22 protein-coding genes are annotated in these 17,159 nt (G+C 66.0%); 7 read left to right on the forward strand and 15 right to left on the reverse strand.

Annotated elements, in window-relative coordinates; translation table 11 throughout:
• Position 1 precedes the first annotated feature (1 nt).
• Entirely contained in the window at positions 2 to 2,524 is a 2,523-nt protein-coding gene (locus ACWGJP_RS10425) for an HsdM family class I SAM-dependent methyltransferase (RefSeq protein ID WP_452329723.1), read from the forward strand.
• A 38-nt stretch (positions 2,525 to 2,562) separates the two neighbouring features.
• Positions 2,563 to 2,739 (forward strand): hypothetical protein, encoded by a 177-nt coding sequence (locus ACWGJP_RS10430; protein WP_452329724.1) that lies wholly within the window; start codon positions 2,563 to 2,565, stop codon positions 2,737 to 2,739.
• A gap of 33 nt (positions 2,740 to 2,772) precedes the next feature.
• Here the strand turns inward: ACWGJP_RS10430 and ACWGJP_RS10435 are convergent, their stop codons facing one another.
• The 7 genes from ACWGJP_RS10435 to ACWGJP_RS10465 all read right to left on the reverse strand — a co-directional run bounded on the left by ACWGJP_RS10435 (position 2,773) and on the right by ACWGJP_RS10465 (position 6,697).
• Complete coding sequence (locus tag ACWGJP_RS10435; RefSeq protein WP_452329725.1) at positions 2,773 to 3,597, reverse strand: type II toxin-antitoxin system VapC family toxin; 825 nt, start codon at positions 3,595 to 3,597, stop codon at positions 2,773 to 2,775.
• 11 nt (positions 3,598 to 3,608) lie between these two features.
• Complete coding sequence (locus tag ACWGJP_RS10440) at positions 3,609 to 4,757, reverse strand: HigA family addiction module antitoxin (RefSeq protein ID WP_452329726.1); 1,149 nt, start codon at positions 4,755 to 4,757, stop codon at positions 3,609 to 3,611.
• Positions 4,723 to 5,025, reverse strand: a complete 303-nt coding sequence (locus ACWGJP_RS10445; protein WP_452329727.1) for a type II toxin-antitoxin system RelE/ParE family toxin — start codon at positions 5,023 to 5,025, stop codon at positions 4,723 to 4,725. The genes ACWGJP_RS10440 and ACWGJP_RS10445 overlap by 35 nt, the downstream gene beginning before the upstream one ends.
• Positions 5,026 to 5,306: 281 nt before the next feature.
• The gene (locus ACWGJP_RS10450) at positions 5,307 to 5,510 is read right to left on the reverse strand and encodes a hypothetical protein (protein ID WP_452329728.1); all 204 of its coding nucleotides are present in this window, start codon (positions 5,508 to 5,510) and stop codon (positions 5,307 to 5,309) included.
• A 54-nt stretch (positions 5,511 to 5,564) separates the two neighbouring features.
• Complete coding sequence (locus ACWGJP_RS10455; protein WP_452329729.1) at positions 5,565 to 6,104, reverse strand: DUF1643 domain-containing protein; 540 nt, start codon at positions 6,102 to 6,104, stop codon at positions 5,565 to 5,567.
• Positions 6,105 to 6,127: 23 nt separating this feature from the next.
• Entirely contained in the window at positions 6,128 to 6,379 is a 252-nt protein-coding gene (locus ACWGJP_RS10460) for a helix-turn-helix domain-containing protein (RefSeq protein ID WP_452329730.1), read from the reverse strand.
• A gap of 90 nt (positions 6,380 to 6,469) precedes the next feature.
• The gene (locus ACWGJP_RS10465; RefSeq protein ID WP_452329731.1) at positions 6,470 to 6,697 is read right to left on the reverse strand and encodes a helix-turn-helix domain-containing protein; all 228 of its coding nucleotides are present in this window, start codon (positions 6,695 to 6,697) and stop codon (positions 6,470 to 6,472) included.
• 77 nt (positions 6,698 to 6,774) lie between these two features.
• Between ACWGJP_RS10465 and ACWGJP_RS10470 the strand changes: the two genes are divergently transcribed.
• Positions 6,775 to 7,563: a hypothetical protein gene (locus ACWGJP_RS10470; RefSeq protein ID WP_452329732.1), complete on the forward strand. Its 789-nt coding sequence runs from the start codon at positions 6,775 to 6,777 to the stop codon at positions 7,561 to 7,563.
• Positions 7,564 to 7,654: 91 nt separating this feature from the next.
• The gene (locus tag ACWGJP_RS10475) at positions 7,655 to 7,984 is read left to right on the forward strand and encodes an Lsr2 dimerization domain-containing protein (RefSeq protein WP_452329733.1); all 330 of its coding nucleotides are present in this window, start codon (positions 7,655 to 7,657) and stop codon (positions 7,982 to 7,984) included.
• Positions 7,985 to 8,120: 136 nt separating this feature from the next.
• Here the strand turns inward: ACWGJP_RS10475 and ACWGJP_RS10480 are convergent, their stop codons facing one another.
• Entirely contained in the window at positions 8,121 to 8,744 is a 624-nt protein-coding gene (locus ACWGJP_RS10480; RefSeq protein ID WP_452329734.1) for a hypothetical protein, read from the reverse strand.
• A 133-nt stretch (positions 8,745 to 8,877) separates the two neighbouring features.
• Between ACWGJP_RS10480 and ACWGJP_RS10485 the strand changes: the two genes are divergently transcribed.
• Together ACWGJP_RS10485 and ACWGJP_RS10490 are read left to right on the forward strand one after the other, a co-directional pair.
• On the forward strand, positions 8,878 to 9,324 hold the full coding sequence (locus tag ACWGJP_RS10485) for a hypothetical protein (protein WP_452329735.1): 447 nt from the start codon (positions 8,878 to 8,880) through the stop codon (positions 9,322 to 9,324).
• A 295-nt stretch (positions 9,325 to 9,619) separates the two neighbouring features.
• Positions 9,620 to 9,937, forward strand: a complete 318-nt coding sequence (locus ACWGJP_RS10490; RefSeq protein WP_452329736.1) for a hypothetical protein — start codon at positions 9,620 to 9,622, stop codon at positions 9,935 to 9,937.
• A 178-nt stretch (positions 9,938 to 10,115) separates the two neighbouring features.
• Here ACWGJP_RS10490 and ACWGJP_RS10495 read toward each other — a convergent pair whose 3' ends face one another.
• The 5 genes from ACWGJP_RS10495 to ACWGJP_RS10515 all read right to left on the reverse strand — a co-directional run bounded on the left by ACWGJP_RS10495 (position 10,116) and on the right by ACWGJP_RS10515 (position 14,530).
• Positions 10,116 to 10,856 (reverse strand): hypothetical protein, encoded by a 741-nt coding sequence (locus ACWGJP_RS10495; RefSeq protein WP_452329737.1) that lies wholly within the window; start codon positions 10,854 to 10,856, stop codon positions 10,116 to 10,118.
• Positions 10,857 to 11,602: 746 nt separating this feature from the next.
• On the reverse strand, positions 11,603 to 11,995 hold the full coding sequence (locus ACWGJP_RS10500; protein ID WP_452329738.1) for an arsenate-mycothiol transferase ArsC: 393 nt from the start codon (positions 11,993 to 11,995) through the stop codon (positions 11,603 to 11,605).
• Complete coding sequence (locus tag ACWGJP_RS10505) at positions 11,992 to 13,380, reverse strand: FAD-dependent oxidoreductase (RefSeq protein ID WP_452329739.1); 1,389 nt, start codon at positions 13,378 to 13,380, stop codon at positions 11,992 to 11,994. The genes ACWGJP_RS10500 and ACWGJP_RS10505 overlap by 4 nt, the downstream gene beginning before the upstream one ends.
• On the reverse strand, positions 13,377 to 14,111 hold the full coding sequence (locus ACWGJP_RS10510) for an aquaporin (protein WP_452329740.1): 735 nt from the start codon (positions 14,109 to 14,111) through the stop codon (positions 13,377 to 13,379). Before ACWGJP_RS10510 ends, ACWGJP_RS10505 begins: the two co-directional genes overlap by 4 nt.
• Positions 14,108 to 14,530, reverse strand: coding sequence for an arsenate reductase ArsC (locus tag ACWGJP_RS10515; RefSeq protein WP_452329741.1), 423 nt, complete (start codon positions 14,528 to 14,530; stop codon positions 14,108 to 14,110). The genes ACWGJP_RS10510 and ACWGJP_RS10515 overlap by 4 nt, the downstream gene beginning before the upstream one ends.
• An 80-nt stretch (positions 14,531 to 14,610) precedes the next feature.
• Between ACWGJP_RS10515 and ACWGJP_RS10520 the strand changes: the two genes are divergently transcribed.
• Positions 14,611 to 15,285, forward strand: coding sequence for an arsenate reductase/protein-tyrosine-phosphatase family protein (locus tag ACWGJP_RS10520; protein ID WP_452329742.1), 675 nt, complete (start codon positions 14,611 to 14,613; stop codon positions 15,283 to 15,285).
• A 19-nt stretch (positions 15,286 to 15,304) separates the two neighbouring features.
• Here ACWGJP_RS10520 and ACWGJP_RS10525 read toward each other — a convergent pair whose 3' ends face one another.
• Together ACWGJP_RS10525 and ACWGJP_RS10530 are read right to left on the reverse strand one after the other, a co-directional pair.
• On the reverse strand, positions 15,305 to 15,817 hold the full coding sequence (locus ACWGJP_RS10525) for an N-acetyltransferase family protein (RefSeq protein WP_452329743.1): 513 nt from the start codon (positions 15,815 to 15,817) through the stop codon (positions 15,305 to 15,307).
• A complete protein-coding gene (locus ACWGJP_RS10530; RefSeq protein ID WP_452329744.1) occupies positions 15,814 to 17,136 on the reverse strand; it encodes an FAD-dependent oxidoreductase in 1,323 nt (440 codons plus the stop codon). Before ACWGJP_RS10530 ends, ACWGJP_RS10525 begins: the two co-directional genes overlap by 4 nt.
• Between the last annotated feature and the right edge of the window lie 23 nt (positions 17,137 to 17,159).

The following is a 17,159-nucleotide window of genomic DNA, read 5'->3' on the forward strand; positions in this document are numbered from 1 at the left end:
GATGGCGACCAGGAGCGCACCGCACCCGGCGATTAACGCCGTGCTCGAGGATTCGCAGGACCTCCCGTATTCGGACGCCGACCGAGGACCGGTCGGCGTGGAGCACGCGACGACCGTGTCCTTGGCTCGGACGCTTGCCGTCGGCGTCCTCAGCCGACTTGACCCGAGCCTCACGACGGTGAACATCTGGGACCCTGCGGCCGGGCTCGGGTTCGCCGGATACCTCCTTGTCGACGCGCTGCAGAGATCGGGAGTCCAGGCCCGCTACCGCGGCCAAGACATCAACGAGGCCGCCGTGACCAGGAGCCGTCGACGCTTCGAGACGGTCCCTGACGCGCAGATCGCCCAGGCGGACACATTGGCGCACGATGCTTTCGAGGACTTCAGTGCCGACCTGGTGATCGTCGATGCTCCCTGGGGAGTGGACTGGCGGGACTCGGCCGATGCAGTGGACGAACGCCAGAAGCACGGTGAGTTTCCATTCGGTCTGCCTCAGCGCTCCGACAGCACCTGGCTGTTCATTTCCTTGGCGCTCCAGAAGCTCCGCTCGGCAGCGGAGGGCGGGGGACGCGTCGCCGCTCTGGTTCACCCCGGCGCGCTAAGCGCCGGTGGTGCGACTGCTGTCGTGCGGCAGCGGATCGTCGATGCAGGTCTGCTGGAGTCGGTTACCCGTCTCCCGGAGGGGCTCGCGCTGAACACGGCGATTCCGTTGTATCTATTGACCTTTTCGAACCGAGCCGAGGACGTCAGCCGCGGCAAGGCGATGATCGCGGATCTGCAGACGATGTTCACCATAGGGCAGCGCCGCAAATCGATTCCGGTCGGGGCACTTCATGAGCTCGAGTCCAGTTTGAGGACGAACAAACCGGGCCCGCGCAATCGCAGCATCGCCGTTGGGCACTTTACTCGTCGAGATGCGCGCCTCGAGCGGGTGTCGAACGACGACTCGCCGCTGTCATGGCCTGTGACGACGTACGCCGACACTCCAATCGACGACAGGTTTCTGGAGTCTCGCTATGGGCCGGCCTCTGGGGTGTCGGTGATCGGTGACCCGCGGGAGACGATTGACCTCGACCCGAGTCGCTTCTTCGGGGATGACTCGCGTGAGTTTCTCAACAGCATCGAAGCGAAGGGGTGGACAGCACGCCGCTTGAGCTCCCTGCTCACGGCCGCCCCTGCGCCAGCGAAGATTTCGGACGGTGCGGTGCCAGACGGGGACCTCTACATCCCGATGACGCAAGAGGGCAAAGCGGCTTCAGAGATCTCGGCCACAGGCTCCAACGGTCGGGTCCTCTCCATCCGTGTGGACGTCGAGGCGGTCGAGGCTAGCTTCTTGACGGCCTGGCTCAACTCGGAGCAGGGCGTTTCCAGTCGTCGGCGGGCTATCGATGCCAGCAGCACCGGGATAGTCCTGAATGCACTCAGGTCGGACGCCAGCTCCTTGATGCGCTGGGCGGATGAGCTCATCGTCCCTGTGCCGGATCGCGGCACGCAGCTCGCGCTCGCGTCTGCCGCTGAACGACTCGCTTCCTTCGAAGCTGAGTTGAGTGCCCAGCGCGAGCTCGTCTGGGCTTCGCCCGAGATCGCGGAGTTGGTCGTGGACAGAATCGCGAGTGCATTCGAGGACTCGCTCAGCGCCTGGCTGGACCAGCTGCCGTACCCAATCGCTTCGGCGTTGTGGACTGCGGAGACTGCGTCGACACCCGGCGAGCAGCAACGTGCCTATATCCATGCGTGGGAGGCAATCGCGACCTTCCATGCCACCGTCCTGCTCTCTGCGAGTCGCACGGATCTCGGGCACAGTGGCAAAGTCGAGGCTGCCATCGGAGAGACGTTGCGGCAGCAGAACATGGGCATCGAACGAGCCTCGTTTGGCACTTGGGTGATCATCATCGAACGCGTTTCGAAGGAGTTCCGTCGAACGCTCGAAAAAGGTGACGCCGATGAGATCGCTCGCGTGCGCAGGACCTTCGCCGACCTCGGCCAGGGTGGAATAGAGCGGCTGGTCTCGAAAGACCTCGTCAAGAAGCTCAACGAGGTGAACACCAAGCGTAATCGTTGGCTGGGCCACACCGGCTACACCTCGGACGCGGAATGGCGGGCGCAGGTGGTGTCCCTTGAGTCGGACCTCAGTGAGTTGCGGCAGATACTCGGCAACGTCTGGGCGCAGCTGGTCCTCGTCCGTGCCGGTGGCTCCAAACTGCGGCGTGACGGGCGCGTACAAACGGCAGAAGTGGCGGTCGGGACCCGATCTCCATTCAAGACCAGAGAGTTCAACGTCGGGGACGAGATGATCGACGGGGACCTGTATTTGACCAAGGATGGTTCGCAGTCGCCCTTACCGCTGGGGCAGTTCGTGCAGCTGCGCGCAGCTCCGCAAGACGCGCAGTACACGACCTATTTCTACAACCGCACGGAAGGCGCGCGCGTCCGGATGGTCAGCTATCAGTACGGGCCGGAGAGCGAGATTCAAGACGACGCTGAGGTCTTTCGCTCTGCGTTCGGGAGCCTGACTCTCGAATGACTCTCTGACGCTCGAGGCGTCCGCCAGCGTTGGGGCGCGTGCGCGGCCACGGGCACGGCAGCAACGTCGAGCTGCGCGGCATGGACCCGGCGACGTTCCGCTATTCCATCCTGCGTGTCTTCGAGCCGGCGACGCCAACGCGTGTGATCGATGAGGCCGAAAGTCACTTCAAGCTCGCGCTGAACGCGAGGCGGCACGGTCTGAATCGGAACTGATCGGCGGCGTCTGGCAACAGCGTGCTGCGCGGCTCAACCTCCGAGCGGTGGCGTTTGATTGAAGCGCGAGCGTAACCCCAGAGGTTGGTTGACGTAGCGATCGCCCCTCTGCGCTGATGCGTTGTCCGAGGCTGCGACATCAGGCGACCGCACGGGCGACGCGATGTACAGATCATCCTCGCTGTTGACCGTCCAGCCGTACTCGCGATAGAAGACCTTGAGCTGCGTGTCGTTGGTGGCCAGCGGGATCCCCGTGACAAGGGACGTGGCGGCAACGTACATGTCGTTCATGGTGTTGCGTATGGTCCCCTTCACATGCAGGCCACTATTGACGAACTGATTCGCCAGGGCAATAGCGCGCGCGACGATGGCGTCGTCGAGGGGTATCACCGCATCCAATTCCGAGCGCATGAACTCCCACTTTTCCAGCACTCTTCCGAGTTGCTTGGCCCGTAACCCTCTGGAGGCGAATGCGCGAAAGAGCCGATCTTGACCCTTCTCGTGAGCTATCGCAATTGCTGTGTGCCCAAGTTCGCGCGACTCCCCGCGGAGTCGGGAAGCGGGCACGATGCGGCTGTCGGTCTGCCTCGAGACCGGTGCGTACTTCGCGTGCTCGGAGGCCCAGCGCAAGTACTGATCGGGGGGCGTTTCGGCACGTAATCTGAGGCGGCTGTCCACCACGGGCAGCGCGTATCGGTAACGCGCGTCCCGGTCCGGTCTCTGCATCCCCAGGACTTCCTGAGCGGAGGTCGACGCCGTGACAAGCGTCAAACTGTTCCACGAGACGTTCTCTGCCAGCTTCTCAGGCGACAACACATTCGTATCGAGCAGTAGCAAGTTCGAGAGCTCCAGTGACATACTCCCGCTCGCTACTGTGTGTACGTGCCGGTCAGGTCGACACAGAGCCTGTTGCCGTAGTTGTAGGCGAGCCACCTGCGTCGATGCATCTGGTGCACGGCGAGACCAGGAGCGATGCCAATCTCGCGCGCCTTGCGTTCAATTTCCCGGTCATACGACAAACCGCGGAACTGCTCGACCACGTCGTCTCCTCCGAACAGGATCTCGGTCGCGAATGCGTTGGCACCCTTCTCTGCAGCGGTGTTGCGCTTCTTCTCCGTGCTGTACTCGACGTGCATCTCGCCGCGCGGATCGTTGAGGACGTGGCCGATCTCGTGGAAGAGCGTCCAGATGGCAAAGCCGTCCCGGCCCCAACGACCGGTTTGCTGAATGACGGGCACTCTCCTATCGATCCAGCGGGTCATGCCCATCAGCGGAAGCTTCGCGGGCGGCTCAACCACTAGGAGGACGACTCCCACGTCCAGGAGCATGTTGGCGAGGTCGCGCATCATGGTCGAGTCCGGCGTCGCCGCACGGGAGCGAAGAGCCGGCAGGGCTCCCCGGAGACGATCGGCGTCATAGTCGAGGCGGCGGCCCCGCTCGAACGCTTCGGTCAGTTCGGCCGCGCGCAACCAGGACGACAACAGCGTCGGCTCGAGCACCGACTTCGAGTCCTTGAGGGCGGCAAGGGCATAGTCGCCCTTCGATGCTTCCTCATGAAGGTGCAGGTAGGCCTCCCACGTGCCGCAGCGATGGAACGCAAGGAAGTCCGAGACGAGCCGGCCTGGGGACCGCTTGGTGGCGGTGGTCGCGCCGAGCCCTCGCAGGTACGAGATCGCAGCGGGAGCGATCACGTCTACGTGCTGGGCCAGGTCCTCCTCGTCGGCGATGCGGGCGAGGTCGGCGCGGTAGAGAGCCTCGTAGCGGAGCCAGGTCTTCGCAGGGATGCCGACGACACGCTCGAGGCGCATCGCAGTGTCGCTCGTGATCGGGGCTCGTCCGTTGACGATCTCGTTGACCTGCTTGCGGCTACTTCCGAGGAGTTCGGCCACGCGCTGCTGAGAGAGCCCGTTGTCCTCGATCCACTCCTCCAGGTACTCCCCGGGAGCGACGGCGTAGTTGGTGGCGGTCATGGTCTCTCCTTCCTCAGTGGTAGTCCTCGATGTCAACGACGGTGACATCAACGGCAGTCAGCGAATTGGGGTTTGGTTCCACGATCAGTCGCCAGTTGCCGCTGAGCTCTCCGGCCCATGTCCCGGCCCGTTTCCCCTTGAGATCGTGCCAAGCTCCCCCTGGGTCGTCATCCGGCAGGTCGCCGAGGGTTTCCGAGTTCTCGAGGGCCTTTATCCGGAGCCGGAGCTTCTTCTTGATGTCAGGGCGCTTCTTCTGCATCTCGCGCTCGTCCGTGCACAGCTTCGCGAGCTTGTTGTCTTTGTACTCTACGTGCAACCAGTGTCACCGATCTCGTTACAGTCTAACGCCGTCCAGTTGAGATTATGCCCGATGCCGGTGACATCACGGGTTTGACACACGATGGACGTCGAGCTGAGACTGACCGCGAGCTTGGTAACAACGTCAATGCGAGAGAGAGCGCGGTGCTCGACGAGATCCGTGTGCGCTGTGCTGCTGACGAGGTTGCATGAGCGCCGTTGGGCGCTCTATGCGCCCAACTCCGCCTTCCCGCTGATCTGCCTGACGTATGTGGCCGGCGACAAGCGGCGCGATGCGGGCTATCGCCGATCGCTGAACGGGTCGACGATGCTCTGCGCCCCGTGCTCAGGACAAACGAACGCGATCCGCACGCCCGTGCCGTCGGCGCTCAACGCCGTGTCCGGTTCGCAGTCGCCTCCGCACACCGAGCACGTGCGGTAGTTGTCGCTCGTGGGCACGCGCACTGGCACGCCATCGACGTCGCCGAGTTCCTCGTACTCCATGACGCTGAGCCTATGTGCGGCGACCTGAGTGTCGTCAAGCGCTGCGCTTCCGCGTCAGCTCACGTAGACCTTTGGTCCGAGCATCGGCAGCGGTCGACCGGGCGGGCTCGGATGCCGGGGGTTGCCCTGCTTCGTCAGCGGGTCCCAAGTGAATACCTTCACGCCCATCCGATCGAGCAGCGACTGGACGTCGAGCTTAGCGCGCTTCAGCGTCTTGTGCGGCGTGTTGCCCCACGCGCCGAGTACTTCGGTTGAGCCGTGCTTCAGCAGCACTTGCTCGATCGCAGCGCAGTTCAGCGCCGAGAGCCTGGCGTCATACGCTGAGAGCTGGTTCGGCTGGGGCGAGCGCTCCGGATACAGGTTCAGCATCACCCAGCCCGAGTAGCCGTGGTGGACGCTGGCCTCGATGAGCCGGTTCACGGTCCGGTCGGCCTGCGTCTCGGCCGCGTGCGACGGGTTCATGCCGATCGCGATGAGGGGCGGTGCACCGGCAGCGCTCGACCGTGACACGTTTCCGAGGGCGAAGCGGTGCGAGCCCACGCCGGGGTCCGGCTCCCAGAAGTTGGGCTCGTGGCCGGTCAGGTACTCGATCATGTGTGAGTCCCCTGTCGCCGCGGTCAGGAGTTCTGGTCGAACATCGCGGGTTCCACGCCCTCCAGCAGCTCTCCTGGGTCTACGGCCAGCGCGGCTGCGATCCGGACCAAGGAGCGAACGTTCATCAGCGAACGTCCCGTCTCGTACGACCGGATGTTGGAGCTGTCGATCCCGCTCTTGTAGGCCAGACCGTCGACCGACAGTTCCTGGGCCTTACGGAGATCGGCGATGCGTGACCCGATGTGAGCTGCGGCGGGGGATGGGGTGCGTGCCATGGCTCCATTATCGGGTACTTATGCCCGGTGACACCTATGGAGTGCGGGCACGAGCCCACGCGTCGCGGATGCAAGTGATGAGGTCGCCGATCAGGGCTCGATCGTCTCGAGCATCTCCGACGGCTTCACGTCGAGTCCTCGTGCGAGCTTGACGATGACGTCGAGAGTGGGATTCCGGGTCCCGCGCTCCAGCCCACTGATGTAGGTGCGATCCAGGTCGACGTGGTGGGCGAATGCCTCCTGAGAGCCGTAGCCGCGCTCTTGCCGCAGTGCACGGAGATTCTCTCCGAAGGCACGTCGGTGCGCGGGACTCGTCATGTCTTCAAGCGAATCGATATGATGACTTCCAGTCCACGGACTATGAGTCACAACTTGTTTCGGGGGGAAGAAGAACCATGAAGACCACGCGACTGAGGTCTCGATCGGCTGGCACCATTGTCGGTATTGCAGGCATCAGCCTTGCTCTTGCAGCGTGCGGAACAGCAGATAGCGGCACGATTGCGTCATCGCAGAGCGCTGAATCGAGTACGGACACAGCTGAGGCGGAGACCGGGAGCGTCTATCAGTTCGATGAGGCGCGCGTCGTCAACCAGGACGAGCAGGTGCCGTTCGTCTCGACAGACGCAGACAGCCCGATCGTCGTGCAACTCTCTGAGGACCTGTCGGCAGTAGTGCCGGCAGACCGCACGATCGCGATCGAGCAGTACAGGGTGACGACCGAGGCGTTCACGACCGGGATCTGCCGCCTGGACGCCGAAGTGACCTACGCGTCGAATGGACTCGACGCGCTTGCCACTCCGACGCCGAGCATCGACGCTGAGCCGATGCAGAACGTCGCGGCGTCGCTCACCCGCGGCATCACCGCCGACCGAGTGGAGGTCGTCGACACCGTGCCGAGTGACGACGAGATCGAGTATGAGACCGTCTACATCACCTCTGACGGCAGCACTCTGACCATCGTGGATGACTGCAGCGAGGACCCGCAGGACACCGATGGATCGCCCGAGCTGCAGTTCCCCCACACGGATGTGCTCGAAGGTATGGGCTATCGAGAAGTCCTCGCCACGGCGTATGTGGCGGTGCTCCTTGGCGGAGGCCAGAACGGCGGAGCAGGCACGACCACGGTGATCACGGGAGAAGTCGACGCGGACGTTAGTCCGAATGGAACCTGGCAGACGAAGTGATGACTTTCGCGGGAGAAGCCGCATCAGCGGGCGTAGCTCGGCGAAGACCCTCGGGCAATGTGTTCGAGGGGTATCACCGAAAGGAACCGACATGGTTACTCGCAACATCCGAGTCTCGGATCTGAGCGGCGAGGAAAACGCCTCCACCGTCAAGCTGGGGTCCGCCGGTAGCTGGTACGAGATCGACCTCACTGAGACGGAGGCGCAGGATCTCTCCGAGCTCCTGCGCCCGTACGTCGCGGTGGGGCGCAAGGTCGCAGGGCCGCCGTCCAGGCGCATCTTCCCGACGACCACCTTCGAAGAGCGTCTGCAGATGCGCTCGTGGGCGCGCGGGCAGGGTTACGTGGTCGCCGATCGCGGAGTGATCCCGAAGCAGGTGTATCGGGCGTACGTCGACGTCCACCGCGAGCAGGTTCCCTGAGCGGCAACGGTGTCGGTCTCGCTATCGGGCTGAGTAGGGGAATGGGGCGAGCGTCTGGCTTGCCCGCGTTGCACGGGCTTGATGGAACATCGTGCCGGAAGTCTAGAGGATCCGGCACGGCGTTCCACGGGGTCGGTCAGGTATCCGGCCACTGCTCTCCGACGTAGTAACCTGCGTCGCGCAGATACTCCGCTTGCGCGCGAAGCCACTGTGCCACCTCAGGGTCGCCAGGCCACGCGTCGGCAGCGTAGTCGAAAGCAGACGCTGCGACGCGTGCACCGAACTTGCCCTGAATCGCATCCATCCGCGCGTTGTGCTGGTGCGAGATGAACTGCTGGCCGGTCAGATGCTCGCGGGAGGAGGCTGGCATCCAGGTATCTGCGAAACCGCGCCAGCCGCATCCACAGGTCGGCACGAGATCGCCTTCGATTGACTTGAGCTTTGCTTCGACGATCTCCCGAGACGCGAGGTCACGCGCGCCGAGCTTCGTGAGGATCTGGATGACCTCGCGGTCTTCGTCGCTGATGACGTTCACCGGCTCCCAGCCGGCGAAGACGTGCTCAGCCATGTCATGACTGCGCATGGTTGCGCCCCCACTCTCGCTTGATTTGTCGAGGTTAATCGATGCGGGCGACATTGGGGCGAGCGGCAGCGCGCGACCGTCATCCTCGAGCCAGTTGAGCTCGCTTCGTCCGAATGGCAGGAGCAACAAGATCCGCTCGTATACGTGCACAAACGACGAACCGTCTGCTAGGTTCATCTCGAACGCCGTTGACTTGAAGACTCTTGTTGCGTAGCGATCATGATCCGCTCTGGATAGATCCTCCGCTCCGGCCGGCGCTCGCATCACTCACCCGGACCTGGGTGAACCGTGCGTCGAAACAGGAGTCATCATGAAGAAGAACCGTTCCGCGAACACCGTGTCCCGCAAGCGAGCGAAGGTCGCTCGCAGAGCCGCCCGGCGAACCTCGTCGGAGCCGACGACCCCGATCCGTCGGCGAACCGCGGTGATGCTCGGTGGCGAGCTCTTGATCTGCAGCCGATGCGGGCGCACCGCCGTCGACATGGCGGACGCCGATCGGTGGAACGCCGTCTTCGACTCGGGATACGTCCGCGGCCACATCTGCCCGGAGGACCAGTCGCCGCTCGACTCGCTCGAGGCCCAGATCAACGATGTAGATTTCGGAACACCCGTCTCGTGGAACGACCTCGACTCGCGTCAGGTTGCCGAGCTCGTTGTGCGGACGATCCAGGAGCGCACGACGCGCGTGATTCGCGGTCACGCAGACCGTGCGGCCGCAGCGGGAGCGACGATGATCGAGCTCGACGTTCAGGGGTGACTGGACGAGATCATCGACGTCCGCCATCCACTCTTCCGGGGGCAGTCCGAAGCAGCGCTCGACAGTGCACGAGCCGTCGCCATCGACGAGATCCGCGGGATTCTGCCGGCTGGCCTGGCCATCTGAGAGGACCTCGCGGCAGAAGACCCGATCGGCTCCATGGGGCCGATCGGGTCTTCTGCCGCCTGCGGTCGACGCATTGGTGTGAATACCTTGCATAACTCGCAATGTATGCGATGCTTAACCCAATGATCAAAACTATCGCGATATAAGCGAGCAAACCGATGGAGGGGTCATGGGTCTGATGAACGAGGCGCGCGAGGAGCTGCGACGGCGAATCGAGGAGGCTGCGCCGGGCGACCGGGTCGCTTCCGTCCGCACGCTGAGCGCGGCGACGGGCGGTCTGTCGACTGCTTCGACCGTCGCGGTGCTACAGGACGCGATCGACGACGGCTGGATCTACAGCACGCGAGGCCCGAAGGGTGGCTACTGGCGGACCGACAAGAAAGCCAAGGCTGGTCTGGACGAGGCCCTCGACGAGCTCATCGGCAGCCTTCGTGCGGCCACGAACGCAGCCCAGACGGTGCGCGACATTCTCGCCACGACGCCGTGAGCCGAGTCTCATAGACATCTCCTGAACGAGACAAGACCCGAGCCCGCGGTTCCCCGCAGGCTCGAGTCTCATAGGTCTGTCTCGACGAGGCCCCATCCGAGACAAGCTTTGCGAGACGAACTGCTGCCGGGTTCCTCCGTCGACGGCGACGAGCCGATCCAAGCGAGGTTGGTCATTGTCAGATCTCGGTGGGGGCGTCCGCGGCGATCGAGTCGGTTTCGTTGATGAAGGCGAGGAAACGCCGGCCCTTGTCGGACGTGCGCGGGCCGAAGATGCCTTGCGCGGTCATCATCGTCGTAAGCGGGATGGAGGCCAGGCCGTTGCGGTCGAGGTCGGTGGCGGCCTGTTTCACGGGGCCGTCCCAGACGTGCGGGGGGACGTTGAAGGCGGAGCCGAGCGGGCCATCGATGCCGCCCATGCTGGTGTTCGCGTGTTGTTGGTAGAGATCTCGTGCTTGGAGCCAGCTGGCGGGGTCTGTGAAGTAGTGCAGCAGCCAGATGTGAAGGGCGTCGAACTCGTCGACGAGACGGGTGAACTGCTCGCGTTCGGTCGCGGCGAACGGAGCCCAGCTGCCGCCGTTCGCGACGGCGGCAGCGAGGCGTTGGCGTTTCTGCTGGCTCGCTGTCTCGGCTGCCGCGCGTTGCGCGCGGGTGACCGCGGCGATGAATTCGTCCGAGCCGATGACGTCTTCGATCGTGGTGGACTCGTCGAGCTGTTCGATAGCGGTCGTGAGTGCGTGGGCGATCGCGACGTTGAACTCGTGCTGGCGTTGCGCCTGTCGGCTCTCGAGGGAGTGTGCGAGGGTCTCGGCCGCGAGCGGGCCGAGGACGGGGACCATCGACAGGGCCGCCTTCCCCGCGAACGCGAGGGCGTCCTCGGCTGGTTCGTGTGGTGGGACGAGGGCATCGAGATCGGTCATGTTCCCATGATGGATCAGAGTGCAGACACCGCGGCCAGCTGCTTCCTTCCGAGGATCGTCGTGACCGCGGGCTTGACGTCGGAGTGCTGTCACCCCCTATGTTCAGAATGAGGGTGAGTCTCCGGGGCGCGGTTTCGTCGAGAGACCAGTCGTGACTCGCGACCGTTGAACCCCCTAATGTGAAACTGAGCGCGTGTCGCGCACTTGCAGCGAGCGGCTCGTCGTATGGTGTCACTGCGCGATACTCGTGTGCCAAGCCCGGTCCCAGACCGGGCTTCGTCGTTTCCGGGCGGCATGTCGCAATCGTCGTGAGTGTTTGCCGCCCCTAGCGTCAAAGTGTCCGGATCTTTGCGCTCCTGACATTCGTGCCCGGCCTGGCCCGTTCCTCGAGCGGGCCTTTCTTGTGCCTGCTGGCCCCGCAGCTTCGCAGCGGATCTCCGTTGCGGCCTCGCTCGCCCCATTGGCGAGCACCACCCTGAGGGGAGGTCGCTTGATGACGTTGCTCAACGACATCACGACGTTCCTCGCTTCGCTGACGGGTCTGGTTCTTGCCATAAACCAGACCATCTCCTTGCTCCGTAAGCCGACCGGCAAGCGGAAGCGCAAGGGCAACCGTCGGCGTCGCTAGGAGCCTCGAAAAGCGTCACATCGCCAATGGTTAAGGAGAAACTCTGCCCAAAATCAGGTGTCAGAGCGTCGCCCGTCCGCCCGGTGATCGAGACTCGCCGCGTCCGGTCGCGATGGAGTCAGGCAGCCAGCAACTCGTCGCGGAGTTGAGTGGCAACGGCCTCGCGCAGCGGTCGGACGTTCTCCGGGGTCCAGTCGGTGGGGTCGGGGAACGACCACTCGAGGAACCGGCCCGTGGGTGTGGCGGGAAGGGCAAGCCCGGGCTTCATCGCGATGACGATATCCGCGGTGACGAGATTGTCGGTGGTGACGGCGCGTGGGATTCGGGCGCTGATGTCGAGGCCGAGCTCGGCGATCGTCGCGGCGATCGCGGGGTTGACCGCGTCGGCGGGCGCTGTGCCGGCGGAGGTGACCGTGAACTGGCCGGGGGCGAGGATCTCGAGCAGCGCTGCGCCGAGTTGGGAGCGTCCGGCGTTGTGCTTGCAGAGGAAGAGGACGGTGGGGGTGCTCATGCGAGTGTTCCGTTCGGGGTGTGGGTGCGGGACCAGGTCTGGGTCGCGACTTGGACGGCGTCCCAGGGCGATCCGAGGGGTGGGGTGTAGGAGAGGTCGAGGTCGGAGATCTCCGCGATCGTGAGACCCGCGTGCAGGGCGGTGGCGAACGTGTCGACGCGTTTCGCGGTCTCGGTGCCGAGCCGTCCGACGAGCTGGGCTCCGAGGAGCCGCCCGGTGGTGGTGTCGCCCGTGATCCGGAAGGTGATGGGCTGCGCGCCCGGGTAGTAGCGCTTGTGATCGTCCGCAGCCGATTGGACCGTCGCCGGGGAGTAGCCGGCGGTCGCGGCGTCCTGGTCGCGCAGGCCGGTGCGGGCGGCGACGAGGTCGAACACCTTCACGACCTGGGTGCCGACCGACCCCGCGAACCGGGCCCGGTCGCCGACAGCGTTCGCGCCGGCGACGCGACCCTGCTTGTGGGACGTGGTGCCGAGCGGCAGGTACGTGGTACCGAGGAGCCGGTGATGGGTGATCACGCCGTCCCCGGCGGCGAACACGTGCGGCAGGCCGGTGCGCATCTGCTCGTCGACGACCACCGCCCGACCCGCCCCAAGCGACGCTCCGGCCGCCTCGAGGAGAGACGTGTTGGGACGGACGCCGACGACCGCGAGGACCAGGTCCGCCATGTGGGTCACGGGCTGCCCGTTTCGGGTTCCGGTGACCACGAGCCCGGCCGGGGTCTTCTCGACGCCGGCGACGAGGGTGCCGGTGTGGACCTCGACGCCGTGCTCCTCGAGCTCGGCGCGGACGAGGCCGGCGAGTTCCGGATCGAGGGTGGACAGGACCTCACCGCCGCGCTGCAACTGTGTGACCTTCATGCCCCGCGCGGCAAACGCTTCCGCCATCTCCAGGCCGACGTAGCCCGCTCCGATGATGATCGCCGAGGCAGGGTTCCGCTCCGTGAGGTGCCGGTCCAGGGCGAACGTGTCGCCCATGGAGTGGATGACGTGGACGCCGTCGTCGGGGCCGAGCTGGTCGAGGCCGGCGATGCCCGCGTGGGAGGGAAGCGCGCCGGTGCCGACCACGAGCTCATCGTAGGCGATCATCGACTCGACCCCGCCCTGGTCGCGAACGGTGAGACGGCGACCGGCGACGTCGATGCCGGTGGCGAGGGTGTTCAGTCGCAGCTGCATGCCGGTGGCTTCCAGGTCCGCGTGGGTGCGGTGCGCGAGAGACTGCCAGGGAGCGACCTCGCCGGTGAAGTAGTACGGGATCCCGCAGATGGAGTAGTTCGGGTAGGCGTCCGCGACGACCACGGTCACCTCGACGGTCGGGTCGAGCTCCCGGGCGCGCAGAGCGGCGGAGATGCCGGCATCGCTGCCGCCGATCACAGCAACATGGGTCATGCGAGAGACTCCTTCGAGACGGCGGCCGCGGGGTGCGGGCCAGCCGGGGCGGGCGGGGTGAACAGGAAGACAGCCGTGACGACGCCGATCGTCGCGCCAAGGATCTGCGCGGCCAGGAACGGCAGGACCGAGGCGGGGGCGATGCCGGCGAACGTGTCCGTGAACACCCGCCCGATCGTGACCGCCGGGTTCGCGAACGACGTCGACGAGGTGAACCAGTAGGCCGCGCCGATGTAAGCGCCGACCGTGACGGCGATCACCGGCAACTTCTGACCGGTGCGGGTGAGGCCGGTGATCAGGAGCACCAGGCCCGCGGTGGCGACGACCTCGCCCAGCAGCGTCCCTGCGGCAACCCGTTCGGTGGACGCGATCGCGGTCGGGACCTGGAACATCAGGTTCGCGAGCACCGCCCCGCCGATCCCGCCGACCACCTGCGCGACGACATAGACGCCCAGCTCCCGGGCCTGCAGGCCGGTGCCGGTGCGACGGCCGAGGAGGGCGTCCGCGGCCGAGACGACCGGGTTGAAGTGCGCTCCGGAGACCGGGCCGAGCAGCAGGATCAGCACCGCGAGACCGAACACCGTCGCCGTCGAGTTCTCCAGCAGCTGCAGGCCGATATCGGTCGACAACTGCTGCGCGGCGATCCCAGAGCCGACAACGACGGTCACCAGCAGCCCAGTGCCCAGGAACTCCGCCAACGCCCGACGGGCCAGCAGGGGACGAGCGCTCATGCGGTGGTCGCCGTCGACGGCCGGAGCAGTTCACTGATGAGGGTCTCGACGCGCGCGCGGATCTCGTCCCGGATGGGCCGGACCGCGTCGATGTCTTGACCGGCCGGGTCATCCAGCTCCCAGTCCTCGTAGCGCTTCCCTGGGAAGATCGGGCAGGCATCCCCGCAGCCCATCGTGATCACCGCATCCGACTCGCGGACCGCGTCGACGGTCAGCAGCTTCGGTGCGTTCCCGGTGATGTCGATACCCTCCTCCGCCATCGCCGCGACCGCGACCGGATTGATCTGATCCTTCGGCGCGGACCCGGCCGACAGCACCTGAATGCGCTCCCCGGCGAGAGCCTGCAGGTAGCCGGCGGCCATCTGCGAAAGGCCGGCGTTGTGCACGCAGACGAACAACACGGTGGGCTTCACGGGCATGGCAGGGTCCTCTCGACGGGATGCGCGGGGTTGCTCATCCAGCTTGACGAACCGACTATAGCTCAGTCAAGATTGAGGCAATGAACAGTGAGCGAATATTCTCGGTGGAGGAGCGGGCCCGCAAGCACGCCGCTCTCGCGGATCCCGCGCGGCTGCGGATGCTCGACATGCTGACCTTCGGCGATCTGTCACCGACCGAACTGCGTGAAGAGCTCGGGGTGCCGTCGAACCTGCTCGCGCATCACCTCGGCGTGCTCGAGCGGGAGGGGATCATCACCCGTGGCCGCTCCGAAGGCGACAAGCGGCGCAGTTATGTGCGGCTCGTGCCGGGAGGGCTGACGGGGCTGGGATCGTCCGCCGCGGCCGGCGCGGACCGGGTCGTGTTCGTCTGCTCCGCGAACTCCGCTCGTTCCCAGCTGGCTGAGGCTCTGTGGAACACGGTCAGCCCGCTGCCTGCCCAGTCCGCCGGCACTCACCCCGCCGACCAGGTCGCGCCCGGCGCAATCGCGGCCGCGGCGCGACACGGGCTCGACCTCTCCGGGGCGGTGCCGCGGCTTGTCGACGATGTCGACATGGAGGGCGCGTTCATCATCACCGTCTGCGACCGTGCGCATGAGGAATACCCGGCCGGGACCGTGCACTGGTCTGTGCCCGACCCGGTCCGCGTCGGAACCGATCAGGCGTTCGAGGCCGCGTTCGACGACCTCCGTCGCCGCGTCGACCAGCTCGCCCCACGCATTCTCGCCCTCACCTGAACGCCCCTGCCGCAGCGACTCAATCGGTGCCGTTGCGGGCGGAGCGGCGTTCGATGAGCACGGTGTCCCGCCAGAGGACCGCGTGCGGGCCCAGGGCTGAGCGGGCGATCCGCTCCCGCCGCCCCACGACCCGGAACCCGGCCTGCTCGTGCAGGCGCAGGCTCGCGGTGTTCTCCGGGAAGATGCTCGACTGGATCGTCCAGAACCCCGCTTCCTCCGCCGCGTCGACGAACGCGCCCAGCAGTACCCGCCCGACGCCCCGCCCCTGCCAGTTGGGGTCGATGTAGACGGAGTGCTCGATAACCCCGGCATAGACCTCCCGGGTGGAGACGGCGGATGCGGCCGCCCAGCCGACCACGAGTCCCTCGTCGTCGGTGGCGACCAGGCGCGGGTTGGGGATCTTGCTCGTGTCGAACTGTTCCCAGGTGGGGGTTCGGGTCTCGAAGGTGGCCTCGCCGCCGGCGATCCCGGCCGCGAAGATCTCCTCAACCCGCCCCCAATCACCCGGGAGCATCGGACGGACTGACGTCATGAGCAGCAGGATCCTCCGGTGCTCTCGCCCGTGGAGCAAACCCCGGTCGCCGGCAGCGTGAGCGCGACCTCGGATGCCGCGGGCATGTCGCCGTCCAGCCAGGCGGTGATCGAGCGGACCTGCTCGTAACCGGTCGCGAGGAGGAACGTCGGGGCGCGGCCGTAGGACTTCATCCCGGCGACGAAGAACCCGGGCTCCGGGTGGGTGAGCTCACGGAAACCGTGGGGCTCGACCGTGCCGCAGGAGTGGATGTTCGGGTCGATCAGCGGCGCGAGCCGGCGCGGGGCCTCGACGATGCCGTCCAGCTCTAGGCGGATCTCCCGCAGCATGTCCAGGTCCGGGCGGAACCCGGTCGCGTTCACCACGAGGTCCGCGTCCAGCAGCGCCGGGTCGCCGCGCCGCGCGCCGACCAGCCGGACCCCGGAACCGGTGGATTCGAGGCGGGAGATCTCGAACGAATCGACCACCGAGACAAGACCGGACGCGACCAGGCGGTCCGTGCGGGTGCCGAGCTTCGCCCGGTCCGGCAGCTCGTCATCCGGCGACGACGACACCCGGATCGCGGAGGGGTTCCGGATCACCCAGGTCGCCAACGTGCCCGGCTCGTCCCGAGCCAGCTTCCCGAGCGCGATGAGCGTGTTCGCCGCCGAGTGCCCGGCTCCGACTACGACCGTGTGCTTCCCTGCGAACCGGGCGCGGTCCGCGCCGAGAACATCCGGCAGTGCGTGCAGGATCCGGCCGGTGACCTTGTCGAACCCGAGCGGGGTGAGGCCGGACGAGGCGAGCGGATTCGGGGTCGTGTAAGTGCCGGACGCATCGATCACCGCCCGCGCGGTGGTCTCGGTGATCTGCCCGTCGGGGTGCTGGATGCGCAGCAGGAATGGGGCCTGTGCGCGCCCCGCTGTGCGGGTGCGGTCCATGCCCTCCCGGGAGACCGCGATCACCCGGGACCCGAACTGGATCCGCGACCCGATCTCTGGCAGGTCCGCCAGCGGGACTAGGTAGTCATCGACGAGTTCCTGCCCGGTCGGCGCGCGCCCCTCGGCCGCCGGCATCACCCAGCCCGCCGCCTCCAGCAGACGCCGGGACGCCGGGTCGACCAGGTGCTTCCAGGGCGAGAACAGGCGGGTGTGCCCCCAGAGCTGGACCGAATCCGCCACCCGGTCCCCGGCTTCGAGGACCGTGAAGTCGATGCCGCGCTCGGCCAGGTTCGCCGCCGCGGCCAGACCGATTGGGCCCGCGCCGATGATCACGACCGGCAGCGTCGCCAACCGATCCGACACGACCGCCCGGGGAGTGAGATCCAGCATCGTCACCATCACAAAACCTCCGTATATCGATG

The organism is Microbacterium sp. NPDC055903 (assembly GCF_053615555.1).

Excerpts from the sequence above, each read along its gene's own strand:
- ACWGJP_RS10425 (WP_452329723.1), top strand. The coding sequence starts at position 2 with ATGGCGACCAGGAGCGCACCGCACCCGGCGATTAACGCCGTGCTCGAG.
- ACWGJP_RS10435 (WP_452329725.1), bottom strand. The coding sequence starts at position 3,597 with ATGTCACTGGAGCTCTCGAACTTGCTACTGCTCGATACGAATGTGTTG.
- ACWGJP_RS10440 (WP_452329726.1), bottom strand. The coding sequence starts at position 4,757 with ATGTCACCGTCGTTGACATCGAGGACTACCACTGAGGAAGGAGAGACC.
- ACWGJP_RS10450 (WP_452329728.1), bottom strand. The coding sequence starts at position 5,510 with ATGGAGTACGAGGAACTCGGCGACGTCGATGGCGTGCCAGTGCGCGTG.
- ACWGJP_RS10455 (WP_452329729.1), bottom strand. The coding sequence starts at position 6,104 with ATGATCGAGTACCTGACCGGCCACGAGCCCAACTTCTGGGAGCCGGAC.
- ACWGJP_RS10460 (WP_452329730.1), bottom strand. The coding sequence starts at position 6,379 with ATGGCACGCACCCCATCCCCCGCCGCAGCTCACATCGGGTCACGCATC.
- ACWGJP_RS10465 (WP_452329731.1), bottom strand. The coding sequence starts at position 6,697 with ATGACGAGTCCCGCGCACCGACGTGCCTTCGGAGAGAATCTCCGTGCA.
- ACWGJP_RS10470 (WP_452329732.1), top strand. The coding sequence starts at position 6,775 with ATGAAGACCACGCGACTGAGGTCTCGATCGGCTGGCACCATTGTCGGT.
- ACWGJP_RS10475 (WP_452329733.1), top strand. The coding sequence starts at position 7,655 with ATGGTTACTCGCAACATCCGAGTCTCGGATCTGAGCGGCGAGGAAAAC.
- ACWGJP_RS10480 (WP_452329734.1), bottom strand. The coding sequence starts at position 8,744 with ATGAACCTAGCAGACGGTTCGTCGTTTGTGCACGTATACGAGCGGATC.
- ACWGJP_RS10485 (WP_452329735.1), top strand. The coding sequence starts at position 8,878 with ATGAAGAAGAACCGTTCCGCGAACACCGTGTCCCGCAAGCGAGCGAAG.
- ACWGJP_RS10490 (WP_452329736.1), top strand. The coding sequence starts at position 9,620 with ATGGGTCTGATGAACGAGGCGCGCGAGGAGCTGCGACGGCGAATCGAG.
- ACWGJP_RS10495 (WP_452329737.1), bottom strand. The coding sequence starts at position 10,856 with ATGACCGATCTCGATGCCCTCGTCCCACCACACGAACCAGCCGAGGAC.
- ACWGJP_RS10500 (WP_452329738.1), bottom strand. The coding sequence starts at position 11,995 with ATGAGCACCCCCACCGTCCTCTTCCTCTGCAAGCACAACGCCGGACGC.
- ACWGJP_RS10505 (WP_452329739.1), bottom strand. The coding sequence starts at position 13,380 with ATGACCCATGTTGCTGTGATCGGCGGCAGCGATGCCGGCATCTCCGCC.
- ACWGJP_RS10510 (WP_452329740.1), bottom strand. The coding sequence starts at position 14,111 with ATGAGCGCTCGTCCCCTGCTGGCCCGTCGGGCGTTGGCGGAGTTCCTG.
- ACWGJP_RS10515 (WP_452329741.1), bottom strand. The coding sequence starts at position 14,530 with ATGCCCGTGAAGCCCACCGTGTTGTTCGTCTGCGTGCACAACGCCGGC.
- ACWGJP_RS10520 (WP_452329742.1), top strand. The coding sequence starts at position 14,611 with ATGAACAGTGAGCGAATATTCTCGGTGGAGGAGCGGGCCCGCAAGCAC.
- ACWGJP_RS10525 (WP_452329743.1), bottom strand. The coding sequence starts at position 15,817 with ATGACGTCAGTCCGTCCGATGCTCCCGGGTGATTGGGGGCGGGTTGAG.
- ACWGJP_RS10530 (WP_452329744.1), bottom strand. The coding sequence starts at position 17,136 with ATGGTGACGATGCTGGATCTCACTCCCCGGGCGGTCGTGTCGGATCGG.